The sequence below is a fragment of the Sphingomonas sp. HT-1 genome (assembly GCF_048568905.1).
GTDB lineage: Bacteria > Pseudomonadota > Alphaproteobacteria > Sphingomonadales > Sphingomonadaceae > Sphingomonas.
Window position 1 is genome coordinate 2,248,106 of the sequence record NZ_CP183770.1, and the last position, 19,854, is coordinate 2,267,959.

Consider the following 19,854-nt stretch of genomic DNA (forward strand, 5'->3'; position numbering starts at 1 on the left):
TCAGCCGCGCGCCAGCACGCTGCGGGCGCGACCATAAGCGAGGTAGACCGCAAGGCCCGCGACATTCCACAGCAGGAAGCGCACCAGCGTCGTCTCCGGCAGCGAAAACAGCAGGTACAGGCAGCCCAGCACCGCGAGCGTGCCGACCAGATAGGGTTGCGGGCAGCGGAAGATGCGCGGCGCATCCGGCGCGCGCCGGCGCAGCAGCATCATGCACACCCCCACCGCGATGAAGGCGATCAGCGTGCCGGCATTGGCCAGCTCGGCGATCTCGTCGAGGCGGAGGAACCCGGCGACGGCGGCGACGAACAGGCCGGTGATGCCGGTCACCAGCACCGGCGCACCGGTGCGCGGCGAGACCTTGGCAAGGCGGCGCGGCAGCAGCCCGTCGCGCGCCATCACGAAGAAGATGCGGCTCTGGCCGTACATCATCACCAAGATTACCGACGGCAGCGCGACCAGCGCCGCGGCGGCGATCGCCCAGGCGGCGAAGGGGTGGCCCAGCGTGCGCAGCACCAGCGCCAGCGGCTCGGGCGAGTTGCCGAGCGCGGTGTACGACATCGCGCCAACCGCGGCGACGGCAACGAGGATGTAGATGGTGGTGCACAAGGCCATCGATCCGACGATGCCGATCGTCAGGTCGCGGCCCGGTCTCTTGGCTTCCTCGGCCGAGGTCGCAACCGCGTCGAAGCCGTAAAAGGCGAAGAACACGATCGCCGCGGCCGCCATCACGCCGCGCGTCGCGCTCCCCTCCGCATGGGACGCGAAACCATAAGGCATGAAGGGGTGGAAATTGGCGGCGTCGAAGCCGGGCAGCGCCAGCGCCACGAACACCGCAAGCGCCACCAGCTTGATGACGACCAGCACGATGTTGAGCGTCGCGCTCTCGCGCGTGCCCGCCATCAGCATGCCGGCGATCGCGAAGGAGACGAGCACCGCCGGCAGGTTGACGATGCCTCCGCCATGCGGCCCTTGCAGCAGCATCGCCGGCAGGTGGATGCCCGCCGATTGCAGCCAGCCGACCAGATAGCCGGACCAGCCCACCGCCACGGCAGAGCATGCCAGCGAATATTCGAGGATCAGGCTCCAGCCGACCACCCAGGCGATCGTCTCGCCCAGCACCGAATAGCTATAGGTATAGGCGCTGCCCGCCGCCGGAATCATCGTCGCAAGCTCGGCATAGGCGAGCGCGGCGCAGGCGCACACCGCGCCGGCGATCACGAAGGCGAGGATCACCGCGGGCCCTGCCCGCTCGGCACCCACGCCGGTCAACGTATAGATGCCGGTGCCGACGATCGCGCCGACTCCCAGCGCAATCAGATGCGGCCAGGAAAGCGTGGGGCGCAGCCGATGCTCGCTATGGCCCGTGCTGCGTTCGATCGGCTTGATCGGTCCCCAAAACCCCATGCACGCTCCCCCAAAGATTCGATTGGATCAGACGACTGAGAAGCCGGCCCAGAACGGGTCTTCGCGATCGATCCAGATGGTGTTGAAGCCGGTCGCGATCGCTGATCCCTCGATCGAAGGCACGATGCCGGGCCTGTCGCCCACCATCACCGCGTCCTCGACCCGGCCGACGAACCGGCTGCCGATATAGCTTTCGTGGACGAAGCGATCGCCGACCTTGAGCCGGCCCTGGTGCACCAGATGCGCCAGTCGCGCCGAGGTGCCGGTGCCGCACGGGCTTCGGTCGATCGCGCGTTCGCCATAGAACACGGCGTTGCGGCCATCGGCCCCCTCCCCCTTGGGCTTGTCGGCCCACAGGACATGGCTCACGCCGCGGATGCGGTCGTCGAGCGGGTGCACCGGCTCCACCTTGTCGCGGACGAGCTCGCGGATCGTGCGGCTGAGCTCGACGATGCGCGAGGCGCCGAGATCGTCGAGGCCGGTATAGGGCCCCTGCGGCTCGATGATCGCGTAATAATTGCCGCCATAGGAGACGTCGATGCGGAGCGGGCCGAAGCCCGGCACCTCCACCTCGATGCCGCGCGCGGCGACATAGGCGGGGACGTTGCGGATGCGCACCCAGCGCACCCGATCACCCTCCGCACCATAAGCGATGTCGATCACCCCCGCCGGTACTTCGATGCGGAGCTGCCCCGGCGTGCGCGGGGTGATCAGGCCGTGTTCGAGCCCGAAGGTCACCATCCCGATCGTGCCGTGCCCGCACATCGGCAGGCAGCCCGAGGTCTCGATGAACAGGATGCCGCAATCCGCATCCTCGCGGGTGGGCGGGTAGAGGAACCCGCCCGACATCATGTCATGCCCGCGCGGCTCGAAGCAGAGGCCGGTGCGGATCCAGTCGAACCGCTCGAGAAAGTCCGCGCGCCGCGCCAGCATGTCGCCGCCGCGCAGCAGCGGTGCACCGCCCGCGACCAGCCGCACCGGGTTGCCCGCAGTGTGGCCGTCGATGCAGAAGAAAGTGTGGCGCATGCGTGCTATCAGGCCGCTTTGGCCGCGCGCCGGCTCGGCCGAGTCGCCGCCGCTTCCTCTACCCAGGCGATCACCTGCGCACGACGCTCGCCCGACAGCGGCAGGCGCGGCATGCGGACGCGCTCGCTGCCCCGGCCCATGATCTGCTCGGCGAGCTTGATCGATTGCACCAGGTCATGCTCGGCATCCAGGTGGAGCAGCGGCATGAACCAGCGATAGATGGCGCGCGCCTCGTCGAACCGGCCTTCGTTAAACGCCGCGACCAGCCGCACCGATTCTTCCGGGAACGCGCTGGTCAGGCCCGAAACCCAGCCCGATGCGCCCAGGAACAGCCCTTCCAGCGCCACATCGTCCAGGCCCGCCATCAGCGTGTAGCGATCGCCATAGCGGTTGAAGAGATCGGTGAAGCGCCGCGGATCGGGCGCGCTTTCCTTCACCGCCACGATGTTCTTGACGTCGATCAGGCGGTCCAGCGTCTCGGTGCCGATCGATACGCGATAGGCCGGCGGATTGTTGTAGAGCATGATCGGCAGCGAGGTTGCCGCCGCGACGGCGCGGAAATGCGCCTCCAGTTCCTCGGCGGTCGGCACATAGACCATGGCTGGAAGCAGCATCAGCGCATCGACGCCGATCTTTTCGGCATCGCGGACATATTGGATCGCCCGGGCGGTGGTGAACTCGGAAACGCCCGCCACCAGCGGCACGCGCCCGCCTACCGCCTCGACACCGGCCTGCAGCACCAGCCTCTTCTCATCGGCTTCCAGCGAGTTGTTCTCGCCGCAGGTGCCCAGCAGGATCAGCCCGTCGACGCCGTCGTCGACCAGCGCGGTCTGGGTCTTCTGGGTGGCAGCGAGGTCGACCGAAAGGTCTTCGGCGAACTGCGTCGTCGCTGCGGGGTAGACACCGGCCCAGAGCGGCTTGCGTGCATGCATCGAAACTTCATCCTCCATTGGGTTGACGTTTTCGTATACGGTATCCACCCGCAGCGCAAGCGGTGTCATCACTCTCATACCGCTATTTCCTCCCGTCTTTCCAGCGCTCTGCCGGCGCGAGCAATTCGCCCGTATGAAATGGAAATTATGAATATCGTATAAAATATTTGACTGATTGCTGCAAATCATGTTGCATTTGCGCGACTCAGGCTATGGGGAGTGGGAGCCGTGCGTAATTATATTTCAATTCGGGCATCAGTAGCGGCAGGTGCCCTCGCGGTCGCGATGCTGGCGAGCAATGCGCAGGCGCAGCAGGTTTCAGATCCTGGCACCACACAGACCGACAGCGGAGAAGGGGCCGGAGAAATCCTGGTGACGGGCACCCGCATCGCTCGGCCGGATCTCGCCAGCAACAGCCCGCTCACCAGCGTCAGCGATGCCGAGATCCGCTACCAGGGCGTGGTGAACGCCGAAACTCTGCTCGCCCGGCTTCCGCAATTCACGCCCGACGCCAACGAGAATGTTTCGAACGGATCGGACGGATCGGCGCAGATCAACCTGCGCAACCTTGGCTCCAATCGCGTGCTCACGCTGATCAACGGCCACCGCATTCTCTCGTCCCAGGCCACCGACATCAACTTCGTGCCGGTCGCGCTGCTAGAGCGGGTAGACGTGGTTACCGGCGGCGCTTCCGCGGTTTACGGTTCGGACGCGATGTCCGGCGTGGTCAACTTCGTGCTGCGCGATCATCTCGACGGTTTTCGGCTCGACGCGCAAACCAGCTTCGCCCAGCATAACAACGACAATGCTTATGTCCGCGGGCTGGTATCGGCCAAGGGCTATCAACTCGCCCCGCGCAATGTGATCGATGGCGCGAAGCAGGATGTGAACGGCGCGTTCGGCAAGACCTTTGCCGATGGCCGAGCGAAGATCATGGTCTATGGCGGCTATCGCCACACCGATCCGGTGCAGCAATCGAGCCGCGACTATTCCTCTTGCGCGCTCAATGCCGCGAGCGAGACGGACCTGGTCTGCGGCGGATCGAGCAACACCACGTTCGGCACCTTCGCGCCGCTGACCGGCCCCAGCGCCGGCCTGGGCTATCTCACCAATGCGCGCGACGGATCGAAGAGCTGGGTGCCCTACGACGCGAGCTACGCCTATAACTATTCCCCGACCAACTACATCCAGCGCTCCGACGAGCGCTATACTGGCGGCGGCATCGGCTCGTTCGAGATCGCGCCGGTCGCAACCGTCTATGGAAGCTTCATGTGGATGAAGGATCACACCTTCTCGCAGGTCGCACCGTCGGCGCTGTTCCTCGGCACCACCTTCACCATTCCGTGCAACAACCCGCTGATGAGCAGCGCGCAGGCGACCGCATTGTGCGGCACCGCCGCCGGTACCAGCGCCACCGCGGATACGCTGATCGGCTATCGGCTGGACGGCACCTATTCCCGCCGCGACGATCTGCGGCACCAGGATTATCGCTACAATGCCGGTGTGAAGGGCGATATCGGTCGCGGCTTCAACTATGACGTGAGCTATCTCTACGCGCTGTCGCGCTTCGACGAAACCTATCTCAACAATGTCGACAATGTGAAAGCGCAGCGCGCCCTGGACGTGGTGTCGGTGGGCGGCACCCCCACCTGCCGCTCGAAGGTCGACGGTACCGATCCTGCCTGCGTGCCGATCGACATCTTCAAGGCCAACGGCATCACCGCCGCCCAGGCGGAATATCTGTTCAGCCCGTCCAACACCGCGTCGCGCAACACGCTCGAAGTCGTCTCCGGCACGGTCAGCGGCGATCTCGGCACCGCGTTCGGCATCCACAGCCCATGGGCGACGCGCGGCGCCGGCATCGCGCTCGGTGTCGAGCATCGCCGCGAAACGCTGAACTACACGGTCGATGCGGTCGCCGCACAGGGCGGTGCCGCCAATGCCGATGGCGTGATCAGCGTCAACGAAGCCTATGGCGAACTCGAGTTGCCGCTCGTCGCCGACGTGCCGTTCCTCCACGAACTCACCGTCAATGGCGGCCTGCGCTATTCGTCCTACACCAACCAGCAGCCGTCGACGTCCACCAAATCGTCGTACAAGGCGTGGACGTACAAGGCGGAACTCGCCTGGTCGCCGGTCGCGGGGGCCCGCTTCCGCGCCAGCTACAACCGCGCGATCCGCGCACCCAATATCAGCGAACTGTTCGGCGCGCGCGGCATCGGCAACGTAGCGCTGAACGATCCCTGCGCCGGCGCCGCGCCCACCGCGTCGCTGGCCACCTGCAAGCTTACCGGCGTCACCGATGCGCAATATGGCAACATCATCCAGTGCCCGGCCGATACCTGCTCGCAATCCTATGGCGGCAATCCGGCGCTGAAGCCCGAAGTGGGCGACACCTATACCTTCGGCGTGGTATTGACGCCGAAGCAGGTGCCGGGCCTGTCGCTGTCGCTGGATTATTACCACATCAAGGTGAACGGCTATATCGGCTCGATCGGACCGTCGCTGGTGGTCAGCCAGTGCACCACCACCGGCGATCCCTATTATTGCGGACTGTTCCGGCGCGATCCGCGCACCGGCGCACTGTTCGGCTCCAACGGCTATGTCGTCGGCAGCACGCTCAACACCGGCTATCTGCTCACCTCGGGCATCGACATCGCAGCCAGCTATGCCACGCGGATCGGCGCGCTGGGCAAGCTGGACGCCAGCATCGTCGGCACCTGGCAGGAACAGCAGACGGTGGAACCGCTGCCCAATCTCGGCACCTATGATTGCAAGGGCTATTATGGCTATAGCTGCGGGCAGCCCAACCCAGAATGGCGGCACTTCGCTCGCCTGACCTGGATCGTGCCGGGCGAAAAGGCGACGCTGTCGCTCGCCTGGCGCCATTTCGCCAGCACGCGCCTCTCCAGCCTCTCCAGCAATCCATTCCTCGCCGGCACGCCCAGCGTGATCAACGCCACCATCCCGACCTATGACTATTTCGATCTCGCTACCACGGTGTCGGTGGCCAGGCAGCTGCAGTTCCGCGCCGGCATCAACAACCTGACGGACAAGGCACCGCCAGCGATCGCCTCCGGCGTGCTCGCCAGCTTCGGCAACGGCAATACCTATCCGGGCGTGTACGATCCGATGGGTCGTACGGTTTTCTTCGGCGCGACGCTCAGCTTCTGAGCGTCGCGCACGCCGTCCCGGCCCTGTCCCGCAGCAGCGCGACGGGGCCGTCGACGGCTGGGCGAGACCTGCGTAAAGGGGAAGCCATCCGCCGTAAGGATGTTTTCGCCATGCGTACCCCTGCCGATGTTTCACCCGCCGCCGAGTCGGCGTCCACCACGCTGCGCGCCCTGGTCGTGGAGGACGATGCCCAGCTTTCGGCACTGCTGGTCCATCAGCTTGCCGCGCTCGGCTACCACGTCGATGCGGTCGGCGACGGTCGCGCCGCTATCGCGGCACTCGCCGATGCGCGCTTCGACGTCGTCCTGCTCGATCGCATGCTGCCGGTGATCGACGGCATCGACGTGCTGCAGCGGATGCGCGGCAAAGGCGTCGAGACGCCGGTGATCCTCCTCACTGCGCTGGGCATGACCGCCGAACGCGTTGAGGGGCTGGAGGCCGGGGCCGACGATTACATCGTGAAGCCGTTCGAGATTGACGAACTCCACGCCCGCATCCGCGCTGTGCTTCGCCGCCGCGCCGCTCCCGCGACGGACAATGCCACGATCGCTGCCGGGGACGTCACCGTCAGCGTACTCCGCCACCGCGTCACCCGCGCCGGCAAGGTGATCCCGCTGCAAAAGACGGAGCTGCGGCTGCTTGCCGAACTGGTGCGCGAAGCGGGCAATGTGCTCACCCGGCCGATGCTGCTCGAACGAGTCTGGGGCTATGATTTCGTGCCGACGGCAAATGTGGTGGACGTGCATATCCTCAAGCTGCGCCAGCGGCTCGACATGCCCGGATTGCCGGATCCGATCGTCACGGTGCGCGGCGTCGGCTATATGTTTCGCGCCTGACCGGTGCGGCGGCTTCGCTCGCTGCGCGGGATCGCCGCCGCCTTCGCCGTGCTGCTCTCGGGGAGCACGGCGGCGACCGGCGTCGCCGTCTATCTTGCCCTGGTCGATGCGGTCGACCGCCAAGTGGACCTTCGCATCGAAACCGAGGCGCGCGAACTGCTCGCCGGGCAGCCCGCACCGGCGGAGATCGCGCGGCGGATCGCCCGCGCGCAGCGCGATCGCGACAGCGGCGACATCGGCTTCCTGCTCCGCGATGCGCGCGGCACGCCGATCGCCGGCAACATCGCCCCCGCCCAGCCGCTGCCCCCCGGGCTGTCGACCGTCGGGAGCGAGGCGGCGATTGCCGGCCTCACCCGCGGCCGGGCGCTGCGGACCGCGCTGGCGGACGGCGGCACGCTCACGCTGGTCGCCGAAAGCGAGCCGATCGACCGGCACGATCGCAAGCGCCTGCTGATTCTCGCGGCCGGCTTCGGCAGCGTCGTGCTGATCGTCCTCGCCGGCATCTTCGCGCTGTCCGTATCAATCCGCACCAACATCGCCGCGCTGCGCGGCACCGCGGAAGCAATTATCGACGGCAATCTGCGCGCGCGCATGCCGGTGGACCGCGCCGACAGCGCCTTTGGCGGGCTGGCGGCTACCTATAACCGCATGCTCGATCGGATCGCGGAGCTTATGTCGGAGATGCGCAGCGTTTCGAACGACATCGCGCATGATCTGCGCACGCCGCTGGCGCGCTTGCACGGTCGGCTGGCCGCGCTCGCCCACGCACCCCAGGCTGCGCCGGTGCAGCCCGAAATCATCGCCGCCGTCGCCGAGAGCGAGGAGATCCTGGCGCTGTTCGCCGCCATGCTGCGTATCGCCGAGATCGAAGGCGGCGCCCGACGCGCAGGCTTTGCCAGGCTCGATCTCGCCGCATTGGTCGCGGACACGGCCGAGGGGCTGTCGCTGCTCGTCGAGGATGGCGGCCGCATCCTGGTCGCCCCGCCGGCGCCAGTGGCGGTCGCGGTTGAAGGCGACGCTCGCCTTCTGGCACAGCTCTTCGTCAACCTGATCGAAAACGCCGTGACGCACACGCCGCCCGGCACCACGATCCGCGTGACGCTGGCCATGGCAGCGGGCGCGGTGCAGCTCAGCGTGTGCGACGACGGGCCGGGTATCCCCGCCGAGGCGCGGGCGCGCGCCCTTCGCCGCTTCGGCCGGCTGGAGGGGAGTCGCACCACCCCCGGCCATGGCCTCGGCCTGCCGCTCGCCGCCGCCATCGCCCAGCTCCATGGCGGCAGCCTGGTGCTGGGCGATGCGGCGCCGGGGCTGGCGGTGCACGTTCGCCTGCCCGCCGCTCCCGGATGAAGAAGGGGCGGACGGCATCGCCGCCCGGTCAGAACTTCATGCTTACATCTCCGCCAAAAGTGCGCGGCGGGTTGTAGTTGGCATAGTCGCCCAGGACCGCCGCATTCGCGGCCGAGCGGCGATAGATGTACGTCGTGTCGAGCAGGTTCCGCGCCCAGACCGAGAAGGCGACCTTCTGCCCGCGATCGTTCAGCGGCACGTCGGCCAGGGCGATACGGCCGTTCACCACGAAGCTGGCATCCGTCTTCACCGGCTCCGCCTGGAAACCGTACTGGCTGGAGGCATAACTGGCATCCAGGTGCATCCGCAGCGCCATGCCGTTGCCGCTCACCGGCACTTCGTAATCGCCATAGGCGGACGCGGCGTTGCGCGGCGTGAACACCGTATAGACCTGGAAGAGCGCGTTGTTCAGGAACGGGTTCGCCGTCGGCGGTACCTTGGTATAGGTATAGGCATAGGCCGCCCCGAAGGTCAGATGCTCCACCGGCCGCACCGTCAGATCGGCCTCCAGCCCGCGGATCCTGGACGTGCCCGGCGCATTGCGGGTTTCCTCGGTATGCAGGTTGAAGGTCGGGCTGGCGGGGTTGGTATCGACATTGTCGAAATCGGTCTGGGTGCCGGTGCGATCCATCATATAGCCCGCCAGGTTCAACCGGACATGGCGATCGAGCAGGTCCATCTTCGCGCCGACTTCGTAGGATTTCACCGCTTCCGGCCCGAACGCGCTGAATGTCTGCGACCGGCTGTTGGCCCCCCCCGCGCGGAAGCCCGTGGCATATCTGGCGTAGAGCTGTGCGGAGGGCGCCACATCCACCGCCAGCGTCACCATGGGGTCGAAGCGGGTCTTGTCATAGTCGAAGGTGAACGCCGTCGACTTGCCCTGCACCGTGTAGAGCAGGCCGCTGCGCTTGTCCTTGGTCACCCGCCCGCCGATGGTCAGGTGCAGCAGCGCCAGCGCTTCCGGCGTGTAGGTCGCCTGGGCATAGGCGGCATAGCTAAAGGCCTTGGCGCGGCTGGCGCGCTGAACGAACCAGCTCTCGCTATCCCAACCCTGATTGGCCGAAGTGATCGCCCCCGGCACGCTTGCGCTGAGGATGGTATAGCCGGTGCCGTCCGCGTTCCACAGATTGCTCGAGGGCGTTGCCGCAAATTCGGTGGCATGCTCGTTGAAGTAATAGAGCCCGGCGACATAATCGATCTGGTCGCTGTGTCCGACCAGCTGGAGCTCCTGGCTGAACTGGCGCTGGCGAAGGTTGGACAGGCTGTAGCGGCTGAACTTGCCGTTGGGTACGAACACGGTGCGGTGCGCGCCGCCGGAATTGTCCCACTGCGCAGTTTCCACACCGCGCCACGCGGTGATCGAACGCAGCTCGATGTTCGGCGCGACATCGTAGTGCAGATTGGCGGTGAAGCCATGGGTATCGTCGACGCTCGGCTGCTGCGGCACGCCGATATCGGCCACCTTCATCCGATCGCCTCCACTCACCTTCACCAGCGGCGATAGCGGCGCGATGCACTTGGCGGCGCCGCTCGGGCACACCAATGTGCTGCCGCTATAGCTGCCGATCGGCAGCTTGAGCGGGTTGTAGTTGACGAGTTGGCTGTAGTTGGGCGTGTTCTCGTCGCGCGCCTTGTCGTACGAAAAGGTCGCGGTGAAACCGTCCACCGGCTTCCACTGCGCAGTGGCCCGCCCGCCCACGCGGTGGAACTGGTTCCAGCCGGCCTGGCCGTCCAGCGGGTTCTTCACCGTCGGATCCTGGTGCTGGATCAGCCCGTCCAGCTTGACGGCGACGTTCGCCACCGCCGGCAGGTCCAGGTGGATCTCGCCATTATAGCTGCCGTAATTGCCGAAGCCGGCCTGAGCGCGACCGTCGAACACGCCGGTCGGCGCCTTGGTGACGACGCTCAGCGCGCCGCCTTCGGTGTTGCGACCGAACAGCGTGCCCTGCGGCCCGCGCAGCACTTCGATGCGGTCGACGTCGAGCAGCGCGGCGTTCAGCCCCTGCTGCCGGCCCAGATACACGCCGTCGACATACACGCCCACGCCCTGGTCGCGCGCGGTCTGGTTCGCATCGAACGGCACGATGCCGCGAATGCCGACGGTCAGCGCCGACTGGCGCGCCTCGAATGTCGCCACGCGCAGCGACGGCACTCCCCCATCCGCCAGATCGATGAGGCTCTGGATATGCCGGTCCTTCAGCATCGTCGTGTCGACGACGGAAATGGCGATCGGCGTCCGCTGCAGGTTCGTCTCACGCTTGGTCGCAGTGACCACGATATCGGTAAGGCCCTTGTCGTCTGCGGCAGCATCGCTGCTGCCCCCGGTGACCGTCGCCGCGACCGTCTGGCCATGCGCCAGCGCCGGGCTCGCAAAAGCAGCGCCCAGCAGCAGGGCGGCGCGAATGCGGTTGATGTTCGACATGATAGGTTCCCCTTGCCGGGATCATTCCCGGACGGGCGCCGCTCTATGTAGCTTTATAGTCGATACTGTGACAATCACTGCAATCCGCAAGCAATCACCGCTTCATCTACGCATCATCTTATAGTAATTTCAATAGAAAGCGAGATTTACGTGTCGCGCACTAAGTAAAATCCGCCAGTCTATACCTGACTCAAGACGAAGAATAGAGCGGATTTTGACCGCACTGAATCGGTGAGGGATTCCCAAGGAACGCGATTTCTGATTCAGAATGCATGCCGGTGAAGGAGTCCGGCATGGATGGGTCATGCTTTGTCGATGGATTTGCGGGTTCGTCTTCTGGCTGTGATTGACGGCGGGCTGAGCTGTCGGGCTGCAGCCGCCCGGTTTGGGGTTGCGCCGTCGACCGCGATCCGCTGGCACGCCCAGCGGCGGGAAACGGGCAATGTTGCCGCCAAGCCGCAAGGCGGAGACATGCGTTCGCGTCGGGTTGAGGAACGGGCAGCTGACATTCTCGCGCTGTGGGAGGCCCGCAAGGACATCTCGCTGGAAGAGCTTCGCCGAGCCTTAGCCAAGAAGGGTCTGGCAGTCTCCGTCGCAGGGCTGCATCGCTTTTTCGCGCGTCGAGGCATGACGCGCAAAAAAAGACTGGCCATGCTGTCGAGCAAGACCGGCCCGACATCCTGAAACAGCGCCGCGACTGGTTCGACGGCCAGGTCGATCTGGAACCGGAACACCTGGTCTTCATCGACGAGACCTGGACCGCCACCAACATGACCCGCAGCCATGGCCGCTGCGCCAGGGGTGAGCGGCTGCGGATGGGATATCCGCATGGCCATCGCAAAACCACCACGCTGGTTGCCGGCCTGCGCATGACCGGCATGGTCGCGCCGATGGTGCTCGACGGCCCGATCAACGGCGACTGGTTCGAAGCCTATGTGGCGCAGGTCCTTGTGCCCACACTGCGCCCCGGCGACATCGTCATCATGGACAATCTGTCGAGCCACAAGCGACCGGCGGTCCAGCATCGGATCGAGGCGGCAGGCGCAACGCTGCGCTTCCTCCCGCCCTACAGCCCTGACTTCAACCCGATCGAAAAGGCCTTTGCACGCCTCAAGGCCATGCTGCGAAAAGCCGGCGAGCGCACTGTCAGCGGCCTGTGGAACCGCATCGGCGCGCTCGTCGACATCTTCCAGCCCAGCGAATGCGCCAACTACTTCAGTTCCTGCGGATATGATCCAGATTGATCGGAAAACGCTCTAATGCGGACGGCAAGAAACCCGCGCCAGCGTCATTCACGCCGACACAGGGAAATCATCGGATTGGGGGAAATGGCGGCTGGTGGAGCTGAGGGGAATCGAACCCCTGACCTCTGCAGTGCGATTGCAGCGCTCTCCCATCTGAGCTACAGCCCCGCCGCCTGCCCTGGGGAGACCCCAGGAGGCGCTCCCATTAGCGGCACCCGCGGCGCGATGCAACTGGCTTGTCGCATCGACGGAAGCACTGCGACGCACGGCGGAACGCCTGGGATCAAGGTCGAATTTCCGGAACTCTTCACACCTCCGCACAGTTGAATCGGGCAGACGGCAATAACGCCGCTTCCCGCAAGCTCACAGCAGGAGAGACAAACGATGGCGAACCGTAACAATCCCTACGGTCCGAGCGGCTATAACGACAGCCGAAGCCAGAGCGACTACAGCCAGGACTTCGGCTCCAGCCGCGACTATACCTATAGCAGCGCGCGCGACTATGCCGCCGCCGGCGAACTGGGCCGCGGCCGCGGCCGCGACAATGACGAATGGAATCGCGAGCGCTACGATACTCGCAGCCAGGGCTATGGCAGCGATCGTGGCGGCTGGAACGATGGCGATCGTGGCTGGAACGACGCCGGCACGCGCGGCGCCTACGGCCAGGATCGTGACCGCGGCTATGGCGATCGCGGCTATGGCGACCGCAGCTATGGCGACCGCAGCTATGGCGGCGATCGCTCCTACGGCACGCGCGACTGGGGCAGCCGCGACACCTTCGGGCGCGGCTATGGCCAGCAGGAGCAGGGCCGCGGCAGCTATGGCGCGAACCAGGATCGCTTGCGCGGCCGCAACGACGATCGCGGCGTGCAGGGCTATGATCGCGACCGCGGCTTCTTCGATCGCGCGGGCGATGAGGTCCGCTCGTGGTTCGGCGACGAGGAAGCAGAACGCCGCCGCCGCATGGACCAGCGCTATGACGAGCAGCAGTCCCGCAACGAGGGCGGCACGCACGACAATCATTATGGCGAGTGGCGCCGCAGCCGGATCCAGGAATTCGATCGCGACTATGACGAATATCGTCGTGAGAATGCGCAGCGCTTCCACAGCGAGTTCGAGAATTGGCGTACCGAGCGCACCGGTCAGCGCGATTCGCTGCGTCGCGTGACCGAGCACATGGAAGTGGTCGGATCGGACGACTCGCACGTCGGCACGGTCGACAAGGTGCGTGGCGATCGCATCCTGTTGACCAAGAATGACAGCGATGCCGAGGGTCGCCACCATTCGATCCCGTCGCGCTGGATCCAGTCGGTCGACGACAAGGTTCGCCTGCGCAAGACAGCGGAAGAGGCCAAGGACCATTGGCGCGACGAGGAGCGCACCAGCGCGCTGTTCGGCGATGACGACAAGGGCAGCACCCGTACCGGCGATCGCGACACGACGACGCAGGACTGGAGCACGTCCGGCAACCTCAACAAGAGCTTCAAGGGCACCTACTAAGGGCACGTGAAGCAAAGAGAGGGGGCCGCCCGGCGCTGTCGGGCGGCCCCCTCCTCATCGGGTCACAAATCCACGCGATCCGCGTGCATCACCTTGGTCCATGCCTTGCCGAATGCCGCGACGAACGCCGCCTCGGCATCATCGGTGGCATAGGCTTCGGCCAGAGCACGCAGCTGCGAATTGGAACCGAAGACCAGGTCCACTCGGGTGCCGGTCCAGCGGGGTTCGCCGGTGCTGCGGTCCTTCGCCACGAAGCTGCCGTCTCCTGTCGCTTCCCATTTGGCGGTGAAGCTGGTCGTCAGCAGGTTGCGGAAGAAGTCGTTGGTCAGCGTTTCCGGCCGGTCGGTGAACACGCCGTGCGTGCTGTCGCCGTGATTAGCCCCCAGGACGCGCAGTCCGCCGACCAATACGGTCATCTCCGGCGCGGTCAGCGTCAGCAGATGCGCCCGATCGACCAGCAGTTCCTCTTCCGAAAAGCCCATCGTCTCGGCGGCATAGTTGCGGAAGCCATCGGTCTTGGGCTCGAGCGGGGCAAAGCTGTGCGCGTCGGTCTGTTCCTGGCTTGCATCGGTGCGGCCCGGTACGAAGGGCAGCGAAAGCGTATGGCCCGCCTTCTTCGCCGCCGCTTCCACCGCTGCCGTGCCACCGAGCACGATCAGGTCGGCCAGCGACACCTTCTTCCCGCCGGTCTGCGCGGCGTTGAACTTCGCCTGGATGCCCTCCAGCACGCCCAGCGCCTTGGCGAGTTCGGCCGGCTCGTTCACCGCCCAGTCCTTTTGCGGGGCGAGGCGGATGCGCGCGCCATTGGCGCCGCCACGGCGGTCGGTCCCGCGATAGGTGCTGGCGGAGGCCCAGGCGGTCTTCACCAGCCGAGCGATCGACAGGCCCGATCCCAGTATCTCCGCTTTCAGCGCCGCCACATCGGCATCGTCGATCAGGGGGTGATCCACTACCGGCACCGGGTCCTGCCAAAGCCGCGGCTCAGCCGGCACTTCCGGCCCCAGCAGGCGCGCGTGCGGGCCGCTGTCGCGGTGGGTCAGCTTGTACCAGGCCTCGGCAAAAGCATGGGCGAACTGGTCCGGGTTCTCGTAGAAGCGCCGCGAGATCGGGCCATAGACGGGGTCGAAGCGCAGCGCGAGATCGGTGGTCAGCATGGTCGGGCGATGCTTCTTCGACGGATCGTGCGCGTCCGGGATCACCTCGCCGGCGTCCTTCGCCACCCACTGGTGTGCGCCGGCCGGGCTCTTGGTCAGCTCATACTCATATTCGAACAGGTTCTTGAAGAAGCCGTTGCCCCACTGGGTCGGCGTCTCGGTCCAGGTCACTTCCAGGCCGCTGGTGATCGTGTCGCCGGCATTGCCGGTGCCATAGCTGTTGGCCCAGCCGAGCGCCTGCATCTCCAGCCCCGCGCCTTCCGGCTCCGGCCCGATATACTGGCTGGGGTCCGCCGCGCCGTGCGTCTTGCCGAACGTATGGCCGCCGGCGATCAGCGCTACGGTCTCTTCGTCGTTCATCGCCATCCGCGCGAAGGTCTCGCGAATGTCGTGCGCGGCGAGCAGCGGATCGGGGTTGCCGTCCGGGCCTTCCGGATTGACGTAGATAAGGCCCATCTGCACGGCCGCCAGCGGGTTGGACAAGTCCCGCTCGCCCGAATAGCGGCCGCCGGGCTTGTCGCTGGTCTGCAGCCATTCGCGCTCGGGGCCCCAGTTGATGTCGCGCTCCGGCTCCCACACATCGGCGCGGCCGCCGCCGAACCCGGCGGTCTTGAAGCCCATCGATTCGAGCGCGCAATTGCCCGCCAGGATCATGAGGTCGGCCCAGGAAAGCGCCCGGCCATATTTCTGCTTGATCGGCCAGAGCAGCATGCGCGCCTTGTCGAGATTGGCGTTGTCCGGCCAGCTGTTGAGTGGCGCGAATCGCTGCGTGCCCGAGCTGGCGCCGCCGCGGCCGTCGCCGATTCGGTAGGTGCCGGCGCTGTGCCAGGCCATACGGATGAACAGCGGGCCATAATGGCCGAAGTCCGCCGGCCACCAGGCCTGCGAATCGGTCATAAGCGCGAAAATATCGGCCTTCACCGCGGCAAGGTCGAGCTTCGCGAATTCGGCGGCATAATCGAATTGCGGCCCCATCGGGTCGCCGGCCGGCGGGTTCTGGTGGAGCACGGTCAGGTCGAGCTGGTTCGGCCACCAGGTTCTGTTCGTCATGTCGAACAGGACGGCGTTACCCTCCATCTTGCCACCATGCATCGGGCACTGCGATTCGGCGTTCATTCGGGCATCTCCTTCTGGTTCGGGCTATGGTCTGGAGCAAAGCCTCGCACGGCCAGAGCGATCGATGAAATGGATTAGTCCGCGTACACTGATCGATCTTGCCGCTGATATCAGTATATCCGAACGGATAGGCGTAGGCCATGTCGCGCAGACGAAACGATGTTGCGCCAGGGCGGTTACGGACTTGGCTGGATTGCCCGCCCGAACCGGTTACAATCGCAACCATCTAGAAGATACGAAGCGGAGAGCCTGCATGACCGACGCCACCGAAGCCGATCTGACCGGCGGCACCCCCCGCCCCCGCCCCGATGGCGAGGTCGAGAAGATCGGCGGCCGCAAGCTCAAGCCCGCGACGATGATGATGGGGCATGGCTATGATCCGATGCTGTCGGAAGGCTCGCTCAAACCGCCCATCTTCCTCACCTCCACCTTCGTCTTCCCCAACGCCGCGGCGGGCAAGCGCCACTTCGAGGGCGTGACGGGCAAGCGCCCGGGCGGCGCCGAGGGCCTGGTCTATTCGCGCTTCAACGGCCCGAACCAGGAGATCCTCGAAGACCGCCTGGCGATCTGGGAAGAGGCGGAGGACGCGCTCGCCTTCTCCTCGGGCATGTCGGCGATCGCCACGCTGTTCCTGTCGATGGTCAAGCCGGGCGACACGATCATCCATTCGGGACCGCTCTATGCGGCGACCGAGACGCTGATCGCCCGCATCCTCGGCCGTTTCGGCATCCACTGGCTCGACTTCCCGGCGGGGGCCACGCGCGAAGAGATCGACGCGGTGCTGGCCAAGGCCGCCACCGGCAACGTCGCGCTGATCTATCTGGAGAGCCCGGCCAATCCCACCAACGCGCTGGTGGACGTCGAGGCGGTCGCCGCCAGCCGCGACGCGATCTTCAAGGGCGACACCAAGCCGCCGATCGCGATCGACAACACTTTTCTCGGCCCGCTCTGGTCGCAGCCGCTGAAGCACGGCGCCGACATCGTGGTCTATTCGCTCACCAAATATGCCGGCGGCCATTCGGATCTGGTGGCAGGCGGCGTGCTGGGGACGAAGGCGCACATCAACACCATCCGGCTGATGCGCAACACGATCGGCACCATCTGCGATCCCAATACCGCCTGGATGCTGCTCCGCTCGCTGGAGACGCTGGAACTGCGGATGAGCCGCGCGGGCGAGAATGCCGCCAAGGTGTGCGAATTTCTTGCGAGCCACCCGAAGGTGGAAAAGGTCGGCTATCTCGGCTTTCTCGAACGCGGTGACGATCAGCGCCAGGCCGACATCTATCGCCGCCACTGCACCGGCGCCGGCTCCACCTTCTCGCTCTACCTCAAGGGCGGCGAGAAGGAGGCTTTCGCCTTTCTCGATTCGCTCAAGATCGCCAAGCTCGCGGTCAGCCTGGGCGGCACCGAGACCCTGGCCAGCCACCCGGCGGGCATGACGCATCTGTCGGTGCCGGAAGCCCGCAAGCAAGCGCTGGCGATCACCGACAACCTCGTCCGCATCTCGATCGGCGTCGAGGATGCCGACGACCTGATCGCCGATTTCGAGAATGCGCTGAAGGCAGTGTGATGCCGGGAGGCGCGGGAGGGTCTATGCCGCTCCCGCGCCCAGCGCGAGCAGCCGCGCCCGCACCACATCCGGAATGGGCTGCGGCCGCCGCGTGTCGAGATCGAGATGCACGCTCACCATCTCCACCTCGGCATGAAGTTCGCCGGTTTCGGCATGGCACAGGTCGATCCGCATGGTCATGCTGCTGTTACCAAGCCGCTCCACCCGTACGAATGCCTCGACCAGATCGTCGAACCGGAACGGCCGCTTATATTCCAGCTGCGCCCGGACGACGTTGAACTCGGCCTCCATCCACACCGGCCCCAGCTCGGCGAGATTCGCCCAGCGCCAGAACTCGGTCAGCCCGACATCGGCATATTCCAGATAGCGCGAGTTGAAGACGATCTTCTGCCCGTCGATCTCGGAGTAACGGACGCGGAAGCGGGTGGAGAAGGGGAAACCGGGGCGGGACAAGACAAGCTCCAAGTTTGTGCAAGGTACGATCTGGATTGAGTTCATTCCCAGCAACCCGCAGAAACCCGCAAGTTGGCTCGGTGACTAGAAGTTGGCATTCTCGATATCGGCGGCAATTCCGCCGCCGCAGTCGTGAGGACGCATGATGTCATTCGCAAACTTGTGCGCCTTCCTCCTCGTCGTCTTCGCTTTCGCCACCCTCATCCTGAAGGTGGTGGAAGTGTCGCGTCGGGATTAAGGCCAACGGGCGGGGGGCGCGTTGCAGCGCGCTCCCCAAACGAAAAGCCCCCGCCGTTGCAGCGGCGGGGGCTCGCATCATGGGAAACCCATGTCATTCGCACGGTCTATATAGCCGAACCCCGCATTCGTTTCAATCGGGCCATCACCCCGCGTTCGCCGCCGGCGTGTTCACCCCCATCGACTGGAGATACTTCTTCACGTTGCGCGCGGCCTGGCGGAGGCGTTGTTCGTTCTCGACCATCGCGATGCGGACGAAACCCTCGCCATTCTCGCCATATCCCACGCCCGGTGCCACAGCGACCTTGGCATGGGTCAGCAGCTGCTTGGAAAATTCCAGGCTGCCGAGATGCGCCAGCGCCGGCGGCAGCGGCGCCCAGGCGAACATCGAGGCACGGGGGCTCGGGATGTCCCAGCCCGCCCGGGCGAAGCTCTCCACCATCACGTCGCGACGCTTGTGGTAGAGCTGGCGGTTCTTCTCGACAATATCCTGCGGGCCGTTCAGCGCGGCGCAGGCCGCGGCCTGGATCGGCGTGAACGCGCCGTAATCGAGGTACGACTTCACGCGCGTCATCGCCGCGATCAGCTGGCGGTTGCCCACCGCGAAGCCCATGCGCCAGCCGGCCATGGAGTAGGTCTTGCTGAGCGAGGTGAACTCGATCGCCACGTCCTTGGCGCCCTTGACCTGCAGGATCGAAGGCGTCGGCTTGCCATCGAAATAGAGCTCCGAATAGGCGAGGTCGGAGAGGATCCACACCTTGTTCTCGCGCGCCCAGGCGACCAGCCGCTCGTAGAAGGCGAGGTCCACCGTCTCCGCCGTCGGGTTCGACGGATAGTTGACGACCAGGATCGACGGGCGCGGCACGGTGAAGTTCATCGCGCGCTCGAGGCTCTCGAAATAGGCATCGTCGGGCGTCGTCGGCACCGCGCGGATCGTCGCCCCCGCGATGATGAAGCCGAAGGTATGGATCGGGTAGCTGGGGTTCGGCGCCAGCACCACGTCGCCCGGCGCGGTGATCGCGGTGGCGAGGCTGGCCAGGCCCTCCTTCGATCCCATCGTGACGACGACTTCGGTCTCGGGATCGAGATCGACACCGAAGCGGCGGCCATAATAATTGGCCTGGGCGCGGCGCAGGCCGGGAATGCCCTTGGACTGCGAATAGCCGTGCGCGTCGGGCTTGCGGGCCACTTCGCACAGTTTCTCGATCACATGGTCGGGCGGGGGCAGGTCCGGATTGCCCATGCCGAGGTCGATAATGTCCTCTCCGCCCGCGCGCGCCGCTGCCCGCATCGCGTTCACTTCGGCGATGACATAGGGGGGCAAGCGCTTGATGCGGTAGAATTCTTCGGACATTTCCTCGACTTTCAAGGGTTCTTATCTGCGACACAAAATTGTGTCGTGCCCGCGTTCTACGCCATAAAGGCGCAGTCGGGAA

General features: G+C 65.6%; 13 protein-coding genes and 1 tRNA gene. 6 read left to right on the forward strand and 8 right to left on the reverse strand.

Annotation, left to right across the window (positions count from 1 at the left end):
- Genes ACNFJ7_RS10390 through ACNFJ7_RS10400 form a run of 3 tightly spaced genes read right to left on the reverse strand, consistent with a single transcriptional unit; the run spans window position 1 to window position 3,365 of the window.
- Entirely contained in the window at window positions 1–1,407 is a 1,407-nt protein-coding gene (locus ACNFJ7_RS10390) for an amino acid permease (protein ID WP_019368156.1), read from the reverse strand.
- Window positions 1,408–1,434: 27 nt separating this feature from the next.
- Complete coding sequence (locus ACNFJ7_RS10395; RefSeq protein ID WP_058805412.1) at window positions 1,435–2,433, reverse strand: 4-hydroxyproline epimerase; 999 nt, start codon at window positions 2,431–2,433, stop codon at window positions 1,435–1,437.
- 8 nt (window positions 2,434–2,441) lie between these two features.
- A complete protein-coding gene (locus ACNFJ7_RS10400; protein WP_026008884.1) occupies window positions 2,442–3,365 on the reverse strand; it encodes a dihydrodipicolinate synthase family protein in 924 nt (307 codons plus the stop codon).
- A 228-nt stretch (window positions 3,366–3,593) separates the two neighbouring features.
- Here ACNFJ7_RS10400 and ACNFJ7_RS10405 point away from each other — a divergent pair, with 228 nt between their 5' ends.
- From ACNFJ7_RS10405 to ACNFJ7_RS10415, 3 genes are all read left to right on the forward strand, one after another.
- Entirely contained in the window at window positions 3,594–6,539 is a 2,946-nt protein-coding gene (locus ACNFJ7_RS10405) for a TonB-dependent receptor domain-containing protein (protein ID WP_236704409.1), read from the forward strand.
- A 110-nt stretch (window positions 6,540–6,649) separates the two neighbouring features.
- Window positions 6,650–7,375 carry a response regulator transcription factor gene (locus ACNFJ7_RS10410; RefSeq protein WP_019368152.1) on the forward strand — a complete coding sequence of 242 codons (726 nt, stop codon included), beginning with the start codon at window positions 6,650–6,652 and terminating at the stop codon, window positions 7,373–7,375.
- A 3-nt stretch (window positions 7,376–7,378) separates the two neighbouring features.
- Complete coding sequence (locus tag ACNFJ7_RS10415; protein WP_019368151.1) at window positions 7,379–8,722, forward strand: HAMP domain-containing sensor histidine kinase; 1,344 nt, start codon at window positions 7,379–7,381, stop codon at window positions 8,720–8,722.
- 28 nt (window positions 8,723–8,750) lie between these two features.
- On the opposite strand, the gene ACNFJ7_RS10420 is transcribed toward ACNFJ7_RS10415, so the two are convergent.
- The gene (locus ACNFJ7_RS10420) at window positions 8,751–11,144 is read right to left on the reverse strand and encodes a TonB-dependent receptor (RefSeq protein WP_019368150.1); all 2,394 of its coding nucleotides are present in this window, start codon (window positions 11,142–11,144) and stop codon (window positions 8,751–8,753) included.
- A 297-nt stretch (window positions 11,145–11,441) separates the two neighbouring features.
- On the opposite strand from ACNFJ7_RS10420, the gene ACNFJ7_RS10425 reads away from it, so the two are divergent.
- A protein-coding gene (locus ACNFJ7_RS10425) for an IS630 family transposase (RefSeq protein ID WP_152997892.1) occupies window positions 11,442–12,388 on the forward strand; the annotation gives its coding sequence in 2 pieces (ribosomal slippage) (window positions 11,442–11,778 and window positions 11,778–12,388; 948 coding nt in all).
- A 92-nt stretch (window positions 12,389–12,480) separates the two neighbouring features.
- Here the strand turns inward: ACNFJ7_RS10425 and ACNFJ7_RS10430 are convergent.
- Window positions 12,481–12,556 (reverse strand) — tRNA-Ala (locus ACNFJ7_RS10430).
- Window positions 12,557–12,772: 216 nt separating this feature from the next.
- On the opposite strand from ACNFJ7_RS10430, the gene ACNFJ7_RS10435 reads away from it, so the two are divergent.
- Window positions 12,773–13,888: a DUF2171 domain-containing protein gene (locus ACNFJ7_RS10435; protein ID WP_019369285.1), complete on the forward strand. Its 1,116-nt coding sequence runs from the start codon at window positions 12,773–12,775 to the stop codon at window positions 13,886–13,888.
- Window positions 13,889–13,950: 62 nt separating this feature from the next.
- Here ACNFJ7_RS10435 and katG read toward each other — a convergent pair whose 3' ends face one another.
- On the reverse strand, window positions 13,951–16,158 hold the full coding sequence (gene katG, locus ACNFJ7_RS10440; RefSeq protein ID WP_019369284.1) for a catalase/peroxidase HPI: 2,208 nt from the start codon (window positions 16,156–16,158) through the stop codon (window positions 13,951–13,953).
- Window positions 16,159–16,411: 253 nt separating this feature from the next.
- On the opposite strand from katG, the gene ACNFJ7_RS10445 reads away from it, so the two are divergent.
- Window positions 16,412–17,728: a cystathionine gamma-synthase family protein gene (locus tag ACNFJ7_RS10445; RefSeq protein ID WP_019369283.1), complete on the forward strand. Its 1,317-nt coding sequence runs from the start codon at window positions 16,412–16,414 to the stop codon at window positions 17,726–17,728.
- Window positions 17,729–17,749: 21 nt separating this feature from the next.
- Here ACNFJ7_RS10445 and ACNFJ7_RS10450 read toward each other — a convergent pair whose 3' ends face one another.
- Both ACNFJ7_RS10450 and ACNFJ7_RS10455 read right to left on the reverse strand, forming a co-directional pair.
- Window positions 17,750–18,181: an acyl-CoA thioesterase gene (locus ACNFJ7_RS10450; protein WP_019369282.1), complete on the reverse strand. Its 432-nt coding sequence runs from the start codon at window positions 18,179–18,181 to the stop codon at window positions 17,750–17,752.
- Window positions 18,182–18,563: 382 nt separating this feature from the next.
- Window positions 18,564–19,772: an LL-diaminopimelate aminotransferase gene (locus ACNFJ7_RS10455; RefSeq protein WP_026009103.1), complete on the reverse strand. Its 1,209-nt coding sequence runs from the start codon at window positions 19,770–19,772 to the stop codon at window positions 18,564–18,566.
- Window positions 19,773–19,854 lie beyond the last annotated feature (82 nt).

What these genes read in the sequence shown, in the direction of transcription:
- ACNFJ7_RS10390 (WP_019368156.1), bottom strand. Translation starts at nt 1,407, where the DNA reads ATGGGGTTTTGGGGACCGATCAAGCCGATCGAACGCAGCACGGGCCAT.
- ACNFJ7_RS10395 (WP_058805412.1), bottom strand. Translation starts at nt 2,433, where the DNA reads ATGCGCCACACTTTCTTCTGCATCGACGGCCACACTGCGGGCAACCCG.
- ACNFJ7_RS10400 (WP_026008884.1), bottom strand. Translation starts at nt 3,365, where the DNA reads ATGCATGCACGCAAGCCGCTCTGGGCCGGTGTCTACCCCGCAGCGACG.
- ACNFJ7_RS10410 (WP_019368152.1), top strand. Translation starts at nt 6,650, where the DNA reads ATGCGTACCCCTGCCGATGTTTCACCCGCCGCCGAGTCGGCGTCCACC.
- ACNFJ7_RS10420 (WP_019368150.1), bottom strand. Translation starts at nt 11,144, where the DNA reads ATGTCGAACATCAACCGCATTCGCGCCGCCCTGCTGCTGGGCGCTGCT.
- ACNFJ7_RS10435 (WP_019369285.1), top strand. Translation starts at nt 12,773, where the DNA reads ATGGCGAACCGTAACAATCCCTACGGTCCGAGCGGCTATAACGACAGC.
- katG (WP_019369284.1), bottom strand. Translation starts at nt 16,158, where the DNA reads ATGAACGCCGAATCGCAGTGCCCGATGCATGGTGGCAAGATGGAGGGT.
- ACNFJ7_RS10445 (WP_019369283.1), top strand. Translation starts at nt 16,412, where the DNA reads ATGACCGACGCCACCGAAGCCGATCTGACCGGCGGCACCCCCCGCCCC.
- ACNFJ7_RS10455 (WP_026009103.1), bottom strand. Translation starts at nt 19,772, where the DNA reads ATGTCCGAAGAATTCTACCGCATCAAGCGCTTGCCCCCCTATGTCATC.